At 36.1% G+C, this 16,158-nt stretch carries 12 protein-coding genes and 2 tRNA genes; 12 read left to right on the top strand and 2 right to left on the bottom strand.

What is annotated here, in order from left to right:
- Positions 1-2 precede the first annotated feature (2 nt).
- The 10 genes from A6B44_RS09515 to tuf all read left to right on the top strand — a co-directional run bounded on the left by A6B44_RS09515 (position 3) and on the right by tuf (position 11,620).
- Positions 3-278, top strand: coding sequence for an oxidative damage protection protein (locus A6B44_RS09515; RefSeq protein WP_090920757.1), 276 nt, complete (start codon positions 3-5; stop codon positions 276-278).
- Positions 279-1,349 (top strand): membrane-bound lytic murein transglycosylase MltC, encoded by a 1,071-nt coding sequence (mltC, locus tag A6B44_RS09510; protein WP_090920755.1) that lies wholly within the window; start codon positions 279-281, stop codon positions 1,347-1,349.
- Between the two features lie 125 nt (positions 1,350-1,474).
- Positions 1,475-1,550 (top strand) — tRNA-Phe (locus tag A6B44_RS09505).
- Positions 1,551-1,559: 9 nt separating this feature from the next.
- Positions 1,560-1,635: transfer RNA gene (locus A6B44_RS09500), tRNA-Asn, on the top strand.
- Positions 1,636-1,943: 308 nt separating this feature from the next.
- Positions 1,944-4,823 (top strand): ribonuclease E, encoded by a 2,880-nt coding sequence (rne, locus tag A6B44_RS09495; RefSeq protein WP_090920753.1) that lies wholly within the window; start codon positions 1,944-1,946, stop codon positions 4,821-4,823.
- 125 nt (positions 4,824-4,948) lie between these two features.
- Complete coding sequence (locus tag A6B44_RS09490; RefSeq protein WP_176673515.1) at positions 4,949-7,057, top strand: TonB-dependent receptor; 2,109 nt, start codon at positions 4,949-4,951, stop codon at positions 7,055-7,057.
- Positions 7,058-7,213: 156 nt separating this feature from the next.
- The gene (rpsL, locus tag A6B44_RS09485) at positions 7,214-7,588 is read left to right on the top strand and encodes a 30S ribosomal protein S12 (protein ID WP_090920747.1); all 375 of its coding nucleotides are present in this window, start codon (positions 7,214-7,216) and stop codon (positions 7,586-7,588) included.
- Between the two features lie 108 nt (positions 7,589-7,696).
- Positions 7,697-8,167, top strand: a complete 471-nt coding sequence (gene rpsG / locus A6B44_RS09480) for a 30S ribosomal protein S7 (protein ID WP_090920744.1) — start codon at positions 7,697-7,699, stop codon at positions 8,165-8,167.
- A 97-nt stretch (positions 8,168-8,264) separates the two neighbouring features.
- Positions 8,265-10,373, top strand: a complete 2,109-nt coding sequence (gene fusA / locus A6B44_RS09475) for an elongation factor G (RefSeq protein ID WP_090920741.1) — start codon at positions 8,265-8,267, stop codon at positions 10,371-10,373.
- 62 nt (positions 10,374-10,435) lie between these two features.
- Positions 10,436-11,620, top strand: a complete 1,185-nt coding sequence (gene tuf / locus A6B44_RS09470; RefSeq protein ID WP_090920738.1) for an elongation factor Tu — start codon at positions 10,436-10,438, stop codon at positions 11,618-11,620.
- A 100-nt stretch (positions 11,621-11,720) separates the two neighbouring features.
- On the opposite strand, the gene manA is transcribed toward tuf, so the two are convergent.
- Complete coding sequence (manA, locus tag A6B44_RS09465; RefSeq protein WP_090920734.1) at positions 11,721-12,905, bottom strand: mannose-6-phosphate isomerase, class I; 1,185 nt, start codon at positions 12,903-12,905, stop codon at positions 11,721-11,723.
- Between the two features lie 93 nt (positions 12,906-12,998).
- Between manA and A6B44_RS09460 the strand changes: the two genes are divergently transcribed.
- Positions 12,999-13,781, top strand: coding sequence for a helix-turn-helix domain-containing protein (locus tag A6B44_RS09460; RefSeq protein WP_176673514.1), 783 nt, complete (start codon positions 12,999-13,001; stop codon positions 13,779-13,781).
- Positions 13,782-13,887: 106 nt separating this feature from the next.
- Positions 13,888-14,799 carry a fructokinase gene (gene mak, locus A6B44_RS09455; protein WP_090920727.1) on the top strand — a complete coding sequence of 304 codons (912 nt, stop codon included), beginning with the start codon at positions 13,888-13,890 and terminating at the stop codon, positions 14,797-14,799.
- A gap of 107 nt (positions 14,800-14,906) precedes the next feature.
- On the opposite strand, the gene serA is transcribed toward mak, so the two are convergent.
- Positions 14,907-16,139, bottom strand: a complete 1,233-nt coding sequence (gene serA / locus A6B44_RS09450) for a phosphoglycerate dehydrogenase (RefSeq protein WP_090920724.1) — start codon at positions 16,137-16,139, stop codon at positions 14,907-14,909.
- Between the last annotated feature and the right edge of the window lie 19 nt (positions 16,140-16,158).

Raw genomic sequence — 16,158 nt, 5'->3', positions numbered from 1 at the left:
CAATGGCTCGTACAGTATTTTGTGAGTATTTTAAGAAAGACGCTGAAGGTTTAGATTTTCAACTTTATCCAGGTGAACTAGGCACACGAATTTTTAATTCTATTAGTAAGCAGGCATGGGCAGAATGGATTAAAAAACAGACGATGTTAGTTAATGAAAAAAAACTAAATATGATGGATGTTGAACACCGTAAATTATTAGAAACAGAAATGGTTAATTTTTTATTTGAAGGTAAAGAGGTTCATATTGAGGGTTACGTACCAGAGGATAAGAAGTAGATGAGATTTAAGCCATTTTTACTGTTATTTATTATTCTGTTTTTATCTGCTTGTGGTAGCTCAACTAAAGATAATGTACAAATTTATGCCAAAGATATCCGTGGGTTAGATATTTTAACTGGGCAGTTTTCACGTAATATTGATAAAATTTGGGGTGTGAATGAATTGCTTGTTGCGAGTACCAAAGATTATGTGAAATATACGGATCGGTTTTATACTCGCTCTCACATTAGCTTTGATGAAGGGCGAATTACCATTGAAACTTTAGGTAATGAAAGTCATTTACGTAATGCAATTATTCATACTCTTTTGATGGGAAATGATGCGTCAGGAATTGATCTATTCGCAGCAGGAGATACACCAATCAGTACACATCCTTTTTTAAAAGGACAGGTTGTTGATCATAATAAACAGCCAGTTACCAATGTTGCGATAGCAAATAATTTTGCAAGTTATTTATTGCGAAATACATTAAAAACACGTCGTTTACGCAATGGTCGAGTTGTGACTTATGTGACCATTATGATGGTGGCAAATCACGTGGAAGCTCGTGCTAGAAAATATTTGTCAATGATTCGTCATTCTGCTCAGCGTTACGGTATTCAACCAAATCTTATTTTAGCGATTATGCGAACTGAATCCAGTTTTAACCCATATGCGGTGAGCTATGCAAATGCGATAGGTTTAATGCAGGTAGTGCCTCGTACAGCAGGGCGTGATATATTTAAGCATAAAGGAAAGAGTGGTCAGCCAAGTTCGAGTTATTTATATAATCCTCAAAATAATATTGATGCAGGAACTAATTATTTATATATTCTAAAAAATGAGTATTTAGCGGGTATTACCAATCCTATATCTAAGCGTTATGCAATGATTTCAGCCTATAATAGTGGTGCTGGAGCCGTGTTAAAAGTGTTTGATAGTAAGCGTTCTGTAGCACTAGAGAGAATTAATCGTTTGCCACCAAATGCGGTATATCGAATTCTTACAACAGCACACCCATCTGCTCAAGCAAGAAATTATTTATTAAAGGTCGATAAAGCGTATAAAGGGTATAGAGGAGTAAGGTAAATATTGTTTTTTTATACAATTTGTACATAAAGCGATCTGTTAGGTCATTTTTTTGAGTTTTTTTACAAAAAGTGTTTGACGAAGAGCGTAAAAAACGGTTTAATACGCTCCGCAAACGACGAGATGCCTCGATAGCTCAGTCGGTAGAGCAGAGGATTGAAAATCCTCGTGTCGGTGGTTCGATTCCGCCTCGAGGCACCATCTCTCAATTCCTCCTTAGTTCAGTCGGTAGAACGGTGGACTGTTAATCCATATGTCGCTGGTTCAAGTCCAGCAGGAGGAGCCATATTTTAAACGCTGATTAGAAATAATCAGCGTTTTTTGTTTGCGCTTTTCATAAAACATTTCAAAATAATTTACAATAACCTTGCTAATCGAGTGCTATAAGTGTCATAATTACACGGTTTTGTTTATTTAAACTTTCATAAAAATAACAGGAATTTTAACCGTGTATATTTCGGTTGATAAATAAGCAAATAATTACGCAGTTCCAATAACATAAGACGTAAATGAATATGTAATTTATCTCTTTTTCTACAGTCGTGAGATTGATAAAAAAATAAAAGAGAAATAGGAAGATTAAGAGACAATAAAATGAGAAGAATGTTAATTAATGCGACTCAAAAAGAAGAGTTGCGTGTTGCTTTAGTTGATGGGCAACGTTTATTTGATTTAGATATTGAAAGTCCAGGACATGAACAAAAGAAATCCAATATCTATAAAGGGCGAATTACTCGTGTAGAACCTAGTTTAGAAGCTGCTTTTGTCGATTATGGTACAGAGAGACACGGCTTTCTCCCTTTAAAAGAAATTTCCCGTGAATATTTTCCTGAAGGTTATGTTTTTCGTGGTAGTCCAAGCATTAAGGATATTATCAAAGAAGGACAGGAAATTATTATTCAAGTAAATAAAGAAGAGCGAGGTAATAAGGGCGCTGCTTTAACTACTTTTATTTCTTTGGCAGGAAGTTATTTAGTATTAATACCAAACAATCCTAGAGCGGGGGGGATTTCTCGTCGAATCGAAGGAGAAGAGCGTTTAGAACTAAAAGAAATTTTAGAAAATTTAGATGTTCCTGATAATATGGGTCTAATTGTAAGAACGGCTGGTGTAGGAAAATCACCAGAAGAGTTACAGTGGGATCTACAGGTTTTATTACATCATTGGGAAGCAATTAGAAAAGCGGCTAAATCTCGTCCTGCTCCTTTCTTAATTCATCAAGAAAGTGATGTAATTGTACGTGCTATTCGTGATTATTTGCGTCGAGATATTGGCGAAATTCTAATTGATAGCAAAAAGATTTTTGAAAAAGCTAAAAACCATATTCGTCTTGTTCGTCCTGATTTTATTAATCGAGTTCGTCTATACGAAGGGGAAGTGCCTTTATTTAGCCATTATCAAATTGAATCACAAATTGAGTCAGCGTTCCAAAGAGAAGTTCGTTTGCCGTCGGGTGGTTCGATTGTTATTGATGCAACAGAGGCTTTAACTGCGATTGATATTAACTCTGCCAGAGCAACTCGTGGTAGTGATATTGAAGAAACAGCATTGAATACTAACCTTGAAGCTGCTGATGAAATTGCTCGTCAAATGCGTTTACGAGATTTAGGTGGATTGATTGTTATAGACTTTATTGATATGACACCAGTACGTCATCAGCGTGAAGTTGAAAATCGTATTCGAGAAGCGGTTCTTCAAGATCGTGCTAGAATTCAATTTGGACGAATTTCTCGTTTTGGTTTACTTGAAATGTCTCGTCAACGTTTAAGCTCTTCACTAAGTGAAGCATCTTCACATATCTGCTCTCGTTGTCAGGGTACAGGTAAAGTACGAGATAACGAGTCTATTTCACTTTCGATCTTACGTTTAGTAGAAGAAGAAGCGATAAAAGATAATTCTAAACAAGTACACGCAGTTGTTCCTGTAGAGGTTGCGTCATACTTGTTGAATGAAAAACGTAAAGCAGTGGACAGCATCGAAAAACGTCATAATGTTAATGTTATGGTGGTACCAAATGAAAATATGGAAACACCTCACTTTAGCGTTTATCGTTTACGAGAAAATGAAATATCTTCGACCTTGAGTTATGATTTAGCAAAATTTTATCAGTTAAGAGATGAAGATGGTACAGTGACAAATGATGTGTTGACTGAAAAGTCTCTTGCAAATAATGAACCTGTTATTACTGTTGAGTCTGTATTGCAAGATACTAATTTAAACTTGCAACCAGCACCAGTATCTAAAGAAAAGAAAGTGTCATTAATTAGTCGTATTATCAAAAAAATTAAAGGTATTTTTGTTGAGGAAGAAGAAGTTAAGCCTAAAAAAGGAAAATATCAACATAATAATCGAGGTCGGAATCAACGAGATCGCCGTAATCGAAAAGAGTATACGAATTCTAATAATGGACGCAAAGTAACGCAGAATAATGCTAAATCAAAAAAACGTAATGAAAGTAAGAAAAATAATGTTGCTACTAGTAATGTAACTGAAGAGGTTGTATCGGTTGTAGATAAAAAACAAGCGAAAACACCACAGCCAAATAGTAATCAGGTTGCAGAGCGTAGACAGCGTAGAGATTTACGTAAGAAAATTCGTGTTGAAAATGCAGCTAAACAAGATATTCCTCAAAAGGAAGTAGCACAGCATCAGAAAGAGATAGCGGATAGTGTTATTGAGAAAGAGCAAAGTACTACAGTGATTGAAAAAGTGGAGCAAGTTCAAGTTGCTCAGCCTTTGTTATCACAACAAGAGTCTCAACAACAAGATCAGCCATCAGAGCAAAATAAAGACACTACGATTAAGCAGAATGAAGGGAAAGAATCTTCACGTCGTCGTTTGCCTCGCCATCTACGAGTAGGTAATCAGCGTCGTCGTCAATCTCAGCAAACATCAATGAGACTAAGCTCTGCGGTAATGTCTCCTGAGTTTGCAAGTGGAAAAGTGTGGATTAAAGCTGAAAAGGTGGTTGTAGCAGACAGTAAACCTCGTTTTCTGTCCGTTGATGAAATGCTAGAACAGCAAAACAATGAGCTTCTCACTCCAGTAACGCCAATTGTAGTTAAAGATAAGAGCGTTTCGTCTTCTCGACCTTTAGGTAATGTCATTACTCAAGAATCAGACAGAGATTTGGTGAAAGAGAAAAATGAAAAACAGAAGAAATCACACTCATCGGATCAAGTAACGGTAGCTGTGAATGAAGTGCAAGAAGAAGTAAAAGGTAAGCAATTACAGACAGAGTCTTATCAAAGTAGCTATCAATTTGACGGCAATTTAGGTACTGTCTCACGAGTTGCTCATACAACGGCAGAAATGACATTAGCTACATCTCCATTAGAGTCAGAAGAGTGTTTTGAGGCTGTTGAATGGCAAGATTCTCGCTATTATTTCTACGGCAAAGGATTTGGCGGTCATTCAAGTGCGACTAGTCATATATATTCTGCTCCTCGATTAGCAAATACGAGCGAAGAATAACTTACTACCGATAAAAGGAAGAATTTGCAAATTTTGTTCTAAATGTTACCGCTTGTTTTTCCTTTTATATATTTATATAATGCCCCTTTATGATAATGACTCACATTAATATAAAGGGGTTTCTTATGAGATATAGCAATATTAGTATTGGAATAGTGTCTATAGTATTTTCTTCGAATATCTTTGCATTACAAACAGAAAACTCGACAATTCTAAATGTTGATAAAACTCCCTCTACCGAATTAGGTACGATTTACGTTCATCCTGAGTATCTTGAAATTGAACACCTCCGTAATACTAAAGAAATCATCGTTATTTCTAAAGAACAGATTCAAGAAAAAGGTCATCGTACTATCTCGGATATACTTGCCGAAGTGCCTTCTGTTTCTGTTGGGGCGACAGGGCATGGTCAAATAGATATTCGTGGACAAGGTGCAGATCAAGCCTCGCGTAATATTCAGGTAATCGTTGATGGTGTACCAATTACTGCATTAACGAATCATCCAAATCAGCTGAACTATGATGTAATTCCTGTAGAACAAATTGAGCGTATAGAGATTATTCCAGGTGGTGGTTCTGTATTATATGGTAGTGGAGCATCTGGAGGGATAGTCAATATCACTTCTAGTGTAAAAAGTGTTGATAATCCAGTCTATAGTCTATCTGGAGAATCTAACTCTAAGGGTTATCGTTTGAATGTAAATCTTGGTACCCGTTTAAATGATAATTTAGCTGTCACATTTAATGCAAGTAAGTTAAATAGAGACCTTCATTTTGTTGATACTTTTCGCCATTCAGAATATTATTCTGCAGGATTAAGTTGGGATATTAATGATACACAAAACTTAACTGTAAGAGCCTCTCACTTAAACGAAGATTCTCTTTATCTTGAGAATATTAGTTATGATAAAGTCAAAAAATATGGAACAAATTATCGACCTAAAATAAAAAATGGTAAGAGGGCGTATTTGTATGGAGATCGTCGTCAGGATCATATAAGTGTCACTTATCGTTATAATACAGTCAATAATATTAGTGTCATTTCAGATGCTTTTTATCAAAAAGGTTTTTATGTAGGAGTAAAAGAGCTTGATAAAACGGTTTATACTAATGCATTTGGTATTCGTAATAAAGTTAAATGGCACTATATGAATGGTGGAGAACTGTTAATAGGGATTGATGGAACAGTTCAAAAATCTCAATTAGAATACTATAGTTATAAAAAACCTAAGATATTTAATTATGATAAAAAAGTTTTTGCAGGATATATAGCTAACCAATTGAAATGGGGAAATTGGGAAACTAGCCAAGGTATTCGTCGAGAGTTAACAAAATGGGGCTTTGAAAAAGCGCGTTATCAGTATAGTATAAAAGAAAATCAAATATTTAATGATACCAAAAACTTATGGAATACAGCCTTTGATTTAAGTCTTGCCTATCATTACAGTGATTCAGGACGTGTTTATGCTCGTTACGAGCGAGGTTACACCGTGCCGGATGGAATACAAGTTACTGATATTGTTTCATCAATGAATAAAGACAAGAAGAAAATATATCATTATCGTGGTACAAGGGCGGAGCCTGAAAAATTTAATATGTATGAAATAGGGCTAAAAGACTCTTTTAAATTTACTACAGTCAATTTAGTAGGTTGGTATTCACAAACGAATAACCAAATGTCTCGCCTTATTTATCGTGGTAATTATGAAACTATTAATGCTTTAAAAACAAAACGTTGGGGAATGGATCTCTCAATGATACAGCAATTTGGTAATCTTACATTAGAAGAAAGTTATTCTTACTTAAAAGGTCGTACAGATTATGCAAGTGATGAGATACGTAAGTATATTGCAAGTAAACGGTATAAAGGTAAAACTTCTAACTTCTTAAGATCAGGGTTACAAAAAGTACCTCGACATAAAGTCGCTTTACGTGCAACTTATGATTTCACTGACAATTTATCGGCAACTGTACGCTATACTTATCAAAGTAAATATGAAAATACTATGTACCAAGAAGATCAAGAGGGTAAAGGAAATGATCAGGTAAAAAGTTTCGAAATTGTTGACTTGAGTATGAAGTATCAACCTAGAGATTGGATACAAGTATATGGTGGTATAACGAATGTTTTTGATAAAAAATACTTCAATTATTCATCTGGTACAGGTTTTTCTCCAACGATAGTACCTGGCGCTGAAAGAGGTTATTTTCTTGGTCTAAAAGCGGTTTTTTAATAAATTAAAGCTTTTGATAATGAGTGAAGCAGTAATATGTGTAGGTTTAATACATATTTCTTGACAATTATTCAATACAACAATAGAATTACACGTCCTTTTATTATGTATGAAAGGACTTTTAATTAATATTTAATTTTAAACTGGAGTTTTTTAATGGCAACTATCAACCAATTAGTACGCAAACCGCGTGTGAAAAAGGTTGTAAAAAGCAACGTTCCTGCATTAGAATCTTGTCCGCAGAAACGTGGCGTGTGTACACGTGTGTACACAACTACACCTAAAAAACCGAATTCAGCATTACGTAAAGTATGTCGTATTCGTCTAACAAATGGTTACGAAGTAACTTCTTATATCGGTGGTGAAGGTCATAACCTTCAAGAGCATAGTGTTGTTCTTATCCGTGGTGGTCGTGTTAAAGACTTACCTGGTGTGCGTTACCACACCGTACGTGGTGCACTTGACTGTGCTGGCGTAAAAGATCGTAAACAAGCGCGTTCTAAATATGGCGTTAAACGTCCTAAATCTTAATGGTTCTCCGTTAAGTAAGGCCAAACGTTAATTTAGTTATTTATATTTATACGAAACTCCAGTCAAAAGAGTTTTGGATATCCTGAAGATTTATACGGAGAATTTGCAATGCCACGTCGTCGTGTTATTGGACAACGCAAGATCCTTCCAGATCCTAAATTCGGATCAGAATTACTTGCGAAATTTATTAATGTTTTAATGGTAGATGGTAAAAAATCTATCGCAGAATCAATTGTTTATGGTGCTTTAGAGACGTTAGCACAACGTACAGGTAAAGACGCATTAGAAGCATTTGAGGAAGCACTTGAAAATGTTCGCCCAACTGTTGAGGTTAAATCTCGTCGTGTGGGTGGTTCAACTTACCAAGTGCCAGTAGAAGTTCGCCCAGTGCGTCGTAATGCATTGGCTATGCGTTGGATCGTAGATTCAGCTCGTAAACGTGGTGACAAATCAATGGCATTACGTTTAGCAAACGAACTTTCTGATGCAACAGAAAACAAAGGTGCATCGGTGAAAAAACGTGAAGACGTTCACCGTATGGCTGAAGCGAATAAAGCATTTGCTCACTACCGCTGGTAATAGCATAATTGTTTTATTTTTAGGCTTCATCACATACATTAAATTATGCGATGAAGCCTTGTTATATAAAAAATTTTAAAATCAATTAGGAAATAAAATGGCTCGTACAACCCCGATTGAAAGATATCGTAATATCGGTATTAGTGCTCACATTGATGCTGGTAAAACAACTACAACTGAGCGTATCTTATTCTATACAGGTCTAAGTCATAAAATCGGAGAGGTGCACGATGGTGCAGCTACGATGGACTGGATGGAACAAGAACAAGAGCGTGGAATTACAATCACATCGGCTGCGACAACAACCTTCTGGCAAGGTATGTCACAACAATACGATCAACACCGTATCAATATTATCGATACTCCAGGACACGTTGACTTTACTATCGAAGTAGAACGTTCAATGCGTGTTCTTGATGGTGCGGTAATGGTTTACTGTGCGGTTGGTGGTGTTCAACCTCAGTCTGAAACAGTATGGCGTCAAGCAAATAAATACAAAGTACCTCGTATTGCATTCGTAAACAAAATGGATCGTACTGGTGCAAACTTCCTTCGTGTTGTTGAGCAAATTAAAACACGTTTAGGCGGTACAGCAGTTGCTTTACAATTACCTATTGGTGCTGAAGAAGACTTTAAAGGTGTGGTTGATTTAGTAAAAATGAAGGCAATCAACTGGAACGAAGAAGATATGGGTATGACATTTACCTATGACGATATTCCAGAAGATATGGTTGCTGATTGCGAAGAATGGCGTGGAAAATTAATTGAAGCGGCAGCAGAAGCATCTGATGAGTTAATGGATAAATACTTCGGTGGTGAAGAATTAACTGAAGAAGAGATCAAAGCAGGCTTACGTCATCGTGTACTTGCTAATGAGATTATTCTTGTTACTTGTGGTTCAGCATTTAAAAATAAAGGTGTTCAAGCAATGCTTGATGCAGTTATTGATTATTTACCTGCACCAACAGAGGTTCCTGCAATTACAGGTATTAACCTTGATGAGACTGAAGGTGAGCGTCACGCAGATGATAACGAACCATTTGCTGCATTAGCATTCAAAATTGCAACAGACCCATTTGTTGGAAACTTAACTTTCTTCCGTGTTTATTCTGGAGTAGTTAATTCAGGTGATACAGTGATGAACTCAGTACGTCAAAAACGTGAGCGTTTTGGTCGTATCGTACAAATGCACTCAAACAAACGTGAAGAAATCAAAGAGGTTCGTGCGGGTGATATCGCTGCAGCAATCGGCTTAAAAGATGTAACTACGGGTGATACATTATGTGATCCTAATAAGCCAATCATTCTTGAGCGTATGGAATTCCCTGAACCAGTAATTTCTGTTGCTGTTGAACCAAAAACTAAAGCTGACCAAGAAAAAATGGGGCTTGCATTAGGTCGTTTAGCACAAGAAGATCCTTCATTCCGTGTTCACACTGATGAAGAGTCTGGCGAAACTATCATTTCAGGTATGGGTGAGTTACACTTAGATATTATCGTTGACCGTATGCGTCGTGAATTTAAAGTTGAGGCGAACGTTGGTAAACCACAAGTATCTTACCGTGAAACAATCCGTACTCGTGTTAATGATGTAGAAGGTAAGCACGCAAAACAATCTGGTGGTCGTGGTCAATATGGTCACGTAGTGATCGACTTATATCCACTAGAAGCAGTGGAAGATGGTCCAGGTTATGAATTCGTTAATGAAATCAAAGGTGGGGTAATTCCAAGTGAATATATTCCTGCTGTTGATAAAGGTATCCAAGAGCAACTTAAATCTGGTCCTTTAGCGGGTTATCCAGTAGTTGATATCGGTGTTCGTTTACATTTCGGTTCATACCATGATGTGGATTCATCTGAATTAGCATTTAAACTTGCTGCGTCTTTAGCGTTTAAATCAGCGTTCGGCAAAGCAGAACCAATCTTACTTGAACCATTAATGAAAGTTGAAATAGAAACACCAGAAGAGTATATGGGTGATGTAATTGGAGACTTAAACCGCCGTCGTGGTTTAGTTGAAGGTATGGATGATACTGCATCTGGTAAAACAGTTCGTGCACAAGTTCCTTTATCTGAAATGTTCGGATATGCAACGGATCTTCGTTCACAGACTCAAGGTCGTGCATCATATTCAATGGAACCATTGAAATACGCTGAAGCTCCAAGAAATATTGCTGAAGCAATTATTGAAGCTCGTAAGAAGTAATTTTATAAACCGATCTATAACACATTAAGTGTTATAGATCCTTTTTCTAGGAAAATTGACAAATGTCTAAACAAAAATTTGAACGTACTAAGCCACACGTAAACGTGGGTACAATCGGTCACGTTGACCACGGTAAAACAACTTTAACTGCTGCAATCACAACTGTTTTAGCTAAAAAAACAGGTGGTGAAGCACGTGATTTCGCACAAATCGATAATGCGCCAGAAGAAAAAGCGCGTGGTATCACTATCAATACTTCACACGTTGAGTATGATACAGAAACTCGTCACTATGCACACGTTGACTGTCCAGGACATGCGGACTATGTGAAAAATATGATCACTGGTGCGGCACAAATGGACGGAGCAATTTTAGTAGTTGCTGCAACTGATGGTCCAATGCCACAAACACGTGAGCACATCCTTTTAGGTCGTCAAGTAGGTGTTCCTTACATCATCGTATTCTTAAACAAATGTGATATGGTTGATGATGAAGAATTATTAGAATTAGTTGAAATGGAAGTGCGTGAACTTCTTTCTGACTATGACTTCCCAGGTGACGATACACCAATCGTACGTGGTTCAGCATTAAAAGCATTAGAAGGCGAAGCTGAGTGGGAAGAAAAAATCCTTGAATTAGCAGACCATTTAGATAGCTATATTCCAGAGCCAGAGCGTGCAATTGACCAACCATTCCTATTACCAATTGAAGACGTATTCTCAATTTCAGGTCGTGGTACTGTTGTAACTGGTCGTGTAGAGCGTGGAATTATTCGTACAGGTGACGAAGTAGAAATCGTAGGTATCAAAGATACAACAAGTACAGTAGTAACAGGTGTTGAAATGTTCCGTAAATTGCTAGACGAAGGTCGTGCAGGAGAGAACATCGGTGCATTATTACGTGGTACAAAACGTGAAGAAATCGAACGAGGTCAAGTACTTGCTAAACCAGGTTCAATTACACCACACACAGACTTCACTTCAGAAGTTTACGTATTAAGTAAAGATGAAGGTGGACGTCACACTCCATTCTTTAAAGGTTACCGTCCACAGTTCTACTTCCGTACAACTGATGTAACTGGTACTATCGAATTACCAGAAGGCGTAGAAATGGTAATGCCAGGTGATAACATTCAAATGGTAGTAAGCCTAATTCACCCAATCGCAATGGACGAAGGTTTACGCTTCGCTATCCGTGAAGGTGGACGTACTGTAGGTGCGGGTGTTGTTGCTAAAATTGTTAAATAATTAGATTTATTTATAAAGCAAAATGCTAAAAGAAGGCGTATCGAAAGATACGCCTTTTTGTGTTTATATTTCTAATGGTGACGTGGTTATAATTTTACATTTATACGTAAGCCCTTGCTATCACTCCCTTACCACTATATTGATAGTTTTTTAAACCGTAACCAATAAAAGCAGATTCTCCTTTGTGAAGAATAATTTGTTTGTTATGTGAGTTAATTATAATTTCCCCTTTTATACAAAATAAAATTTCTGCACTATCTAATGATTGTGTTTTTATACTTTCTGTTACAGTCATAATTGAAAATTTAAAATCTGGCACTGGAATAGGGTATTCATTGTTTTGATTTGGTTTTATTTTGATATTCTCAGGTAAAATAGAGTCAAATTTTGTGTTATCAATTAATTCTGCAACATCAATATATTTAGGGGTTAAACCTGCACGTAATACATTGTCAGAGTTTGCCATAATTTCAAGACCAGTTCCTTGTACATAAGCGTGAGGTGTTTCAGCATATAAAAACATTGCTTCACTAGGTTGAAGCTCAATCGTATTTAACATCAATGGGGATAATAATCCAATGTCGTTATCATAATATTGACGAAAATGTTGAATATAATCAAAGGCTTCTTTACCTAATTTTGTTTTAGCACCTTTTTTTAATTGAGTGTACAGTTCTGTTAGGGTTTGGTCTTTTTGTTCATTATTTAATGACATAATAGCACTGAAAAAGTGTTTTAATTCCTCACTGTTTTGTGATTGTTTTAAGGATGTGATTTCTTTTTTAAGGCTCGGTAAGTTTGCTTCTTCAAATAATTGAATGATCTGCTCGATAGGGCGAAATCCATTCATCGCTTTGTAAGGGGTTAACGCATAAACTAATTCAGGCTTGTGATTAGGATCTTTATAATTACGATAAGGGGCTTTTAAGTCGACCCCTTTTTCATTCTCTTTAGCAAAACCTAATTCAGCTTTCTTTTTATTAGGATGGACTTGAATAGAGAGTGGCTCTTCTGCACATAATACTTTGAATAAAAAAGGTAATTCTCCAAATTGTGAAGCGGTATGATCACCTAAAAAATTTACAATATTTTGATTGATAAGTGTTGATAACAACTCTCCTGTCTCTGCATTTTTAGAGCAACCATTTGGGTGTGCTCCCATCCATAGTTCAGCTTGTGGTTTGTTATCAGGATTAGGAATGTCAAATAACTGATTTAACGATGTTTTACTTCCCCAAGCGTAATTTTGAATAACATTATCCAGTTTAAATAAAAGATCACTCATAATACTCGCCTTATAAATAAATGTATTAATTTTATGTATTTAATCAGATTATATAATATAATCAGCCTATTATTCCATCATACAAATTTAAAAATGTTTACTTATAAAGCCAGTTTAACTGAAACGTTAATTTCCACTTTATTGCATTCTAAAGAGATAACGTCTGAAACAATGAAGTGGGCAGACTATTTAGACATTGATTTAACGTCTCCCCGTATAGTTTGTATCATTGAAATGGAGAGTGACACTCTTGAGGTGATGGCTGAAAGAACTCAAATAGTTCAACAGTGGCTAATCGCACAAAATAAGCAAAATCTTGTCATTCAACACTCTTTTTCTCAATTAGTATTATTAGCACCTGCATTAAATAGTGATGATAAGTGGGATTTGAATCAACATATTACTTCTTTGCAACAGTTGATCAATTATATTGAAGATCCGTATTTTACTGTTACTGTTGCGATAGGTCGTTATGTAGAGCAACACAATGCCATCCCTGATATTGCTACTTCTTACCAAACAGCTAAAGTAACATTACAGGTAGGAAAAATGCGATATCCAGATAAAAAAACACATATTTATCAAGATTTTATTCTTCCTATTTTATTTGAGAAATTAAAACAGAGCTGGGAGAAAGAAGAATTAGATTGTATTATGCAAAAATTACAAGAGGCAGATGAAAACGGCATACTAAGAAACACGTTGTTTACGTGGTTTGAAAATAATATGCAGTCGGTGAGTACAGCGAATATGTTAAATATTCATCGTAACTCTTTGGAATACAGATTAAACAAAATTGTTCAGATTACAGGGCTCAATTTATCAAATACAGCAGATAAAGTATTGCTTTATATTGCATTGTATTCGGTCTATTAGGTTAATATAAGCGGTATGATTGTGATAAAAATTTGCAAAAAATCATAAAAAAGTGACTGCTTACAAAAAATGTTTTTAATAATTATTTGAATATAAGGAGAATGTTATGCGAATTGGGATTGATTTAGGTGGTACAAAAATTGAAGTGATTGCTCTATCCGATCAAGGTGAGGAATTATTTAGAAAAAGAGTGGCAACGCCACAAGGTTCTTATCCAGATACTTTAAAAGCTATTAAAGGTCTAGTTGATGATGCTGAAGTAGCAACAGGGCAAACAGGTACAGTGGGAATGGGTATTCCGGGTACGATTTCGCCTTTTACGGGTAAAGTAAAAAATGCTAATTCTACGTGGTTAAATGGACAATATTTAGATAAAGATTTAGAGAATTTATTAGGACGTGAAATTCGTATCGCCAATGATGCTAACTGTATGGCAGTCTCAGAAGCAACGGATGGCGCTGGGGCAGGAAAAGATATTGTTCTCGCTTTAATTTTAGGTACAGGTTGTGGTTCTGGTATTGTAATCAATGGTAAACCTCACAATGGTGCAAACGGTATTGGGGGAGAGTGGGGGCATAATCCATTGCCTTGGGCAGATGAAGAAGAAAAAGCAGTGATGGAAAGTAGAGCTTGTCATTGTGGTAGAGCAGGGTGTATTGAGCAATTTATTTCAGGGACAGGTTTATGTGCAGATTATGAAGGACGCTCAGGAAATCTCTTGAAAGGTCATGAAATTGTTAAACTTTCTGAACAAGGTGATCCGATTGCGGAACAATCTCTACAAGCCTATGAAAGACGTTTAGCAAAATCATTGGCAGAATATATTAACGTATTAGATCCTGATGTTATCGTCTTTGCGGGTGGTGTGTGCAATATTGAACGTTTATATACCAACGTACCACGTTTAATGAATGATTATATCTTTGGTCGTGAATTTCAAACACCGATTAAAAAAGCAATACACGGTGACTCTAGCGGTGTGCGTGGTGCTGCTTGGTTATGGCCTTTAGAAAAATAGTGATTATTTAGCATAATAAAGTACCCCCAAAATTCTGTCCAACTTTGGGGGCACTTTTAAAATTTGCAAATTTTTAATGGAATCATACCGCTTATTTGAGTTCGTAATTAGTATAGTACTCGAGCTTTAATTGTACCATCAATTAACTTTAATTTAGCCAGTGTTTTTGAAACATCATTGGTTTCAACATCAATAACAACATAACCTGTTTGAGCATCTGTTTGGAGATATTGAGCGGCGATGTTCATATTTTCTTCAACAAATATTTTGTTGATCTCATTCATTATTCCAGGTTTATTTTCGTGAATATGTAGTAGTCGTTTTGTACCACTATGTTCAGGCAGAGAAACCTCAGGGAAGTTTACGGCAGAAAGTGTGGAACCATTATCTGAGTATTTAACAAATTTACTGGCAACTTCTGTTCCTATGTTTTGCTGAGCTTCTGCTGTAGAACCACCAATATGAGGTGTTAAAATGACGTTGTCAAACTGGCATAACGGTGATGTAAAGGGTTCATCTTTAGAGGCTGGTTCAATAGGGAAAACATCAATAGCTGCGCCTCGTAATTTACCACTAGCTAAAGCCTCTGTGAGGGCATCAATATCAACCACTGTACCACGTGCTGCATTAATGAGTATGGCATTTTGTTTAAACTGAGCAATGCGTCGAGCATTAATCATATTTTTGGTAGAGGCATTTTCAGGTACGTGAAGAGAAATAATATCACAGAATGAGAGTAATTCTTCTAAGCTACCCATTTGTTTTGCATTGCCTAGTGGCAATTTATTTTCAATATCATAAAAATAAACCTGCATACCAATAGATTCTGCAATAATGCTTAATTGTGAACCGATATGCCCATAACCGATAATGCCTAATTTTTTATTACGTACTTCGTTAGAACCTTCGGCTGATTTATTCCATAATCCACGATGTACTTCCATATTGGCTTGTGCGGCTTTACGTAGTAATAAAATAATTTCAGCCAATACTAACTCTGCTACAGAGCGAGTGTTTGAAAAAGGCGCATTAAAAATAGGAATACCCAATAATTTTGCAGCATTCATATCTACTTGATTTGTTCCAATACAAAAACAGCCGATGGCGACTAATTTAGTTGCTTTGGATAATACTTCTGCTGTTAATTGCGTTCGAGAGCGGATGCCTACAAAATGAGCATCTTTAATGACTTCAATTAATTCATCACCATCGAGCGCTTCTTTATAGTAGTGAATATTTTGATAGCCAGATGATGTTAATACATCAACAGCATTTTGGTGAACACCTTCAAGGAGTACAAATTTAATTTTTGATTTATCAAGAGAAGTAGTGGTTTGCATTATTTATATCCTGTTATTA

Origin of the sequence: Pasteurella skyensis (assembly GCF_013377295.1) — a bacterium.
In the GTDB taxonomy this organism is placed as follows: Bacteria; Pseudomonadota; Gammaproteobacteria; order Enterobacterales; family Pasteurellaceae; genus Phocoenobacter; species Phocoenobacter skyensis.
This window is presented reverse-complemented; position numbering and strand designations above follow the sequence as displayed.

Bases quoted from the DNA above. Each gene is read 5' to 3' on its own strand.
- manA (WP_090920734.1), bottom strand. From the start codon at position 12,905: ATGAGTGATCTTTTATTTAAACTGGATAATGTTATTCAAAATTACGCT.
- A6B44_RS09515 (WP_090920757.1), top strand. From the start codon at position 3: ATGGCTCGTACAGTATTTTGTGAGTATTTTAAGAAAGACGCTGAAGGT.
- rpsG (WP_090920744.1), top strand. From the start codon at position 7,697: ATGCCACGTCGTCGTGTTATTGGACAACGCAAGATCCTTCCAGATCCT.
- mltC (WP_090920755.1), top strand. From the start codon at position 279: ATGAGATTTAAGCCATTTTTACTGTTATTTATTATTCTGTTTTTATCT.
- rne (WP_090920753.1), top strand. From the start codon at position 1,944: ATGAGAAGAATGTTAATTAATGCGACTCAAAAAGAAGAGTTGCGTGTT.
- A6B44_RS09490 (WP_176673515.1), top strand. From the start codon at position 4,949: ATGAGATATAGCAATATTAGTATTGGAATAGTGTCTATAGTATTTTCT.
- rpsL (WP_090920747.1), top strand. From the start codon at position 7,214: ATGGCAACTATCAACCAATTAGTACGCAAACCGCGTGTGAAAAAGGTT.
- fusA (WP_090920741.1), top strand. From the start codon at position 8,265: ATGGCTCGTACAACCCCGATTGAAAGATATCGTAATATCGGTATTAGT.
- serA (WP_090920724.1), bottom strand. From the start codon at position 16,139: ATGCAAACCACTACTTCTCTTGATAAATCAAAAATTAAATTTGTACTC.
- tuf (WP_090920738.1), top strand. From the start codon at position 10,436: ATGTCTAAACAAAAATTTGAACGTACTAAGCCACACGTAAACGTGGGT.
- A6B44_RS09460 (WP_176673514.1), top strand. From the start codon at position 12,999: ATGTTTACTTATAAAGCCAGTTTAACTGAAACGTTAATTTCCACTTTA.
- mak (WP_090920727.1), top strand. From the start codon at position 13,888: ATGCGAATTGGGATTGATTTAGGTGGTACAAAAATTGAAGTGATTGCT.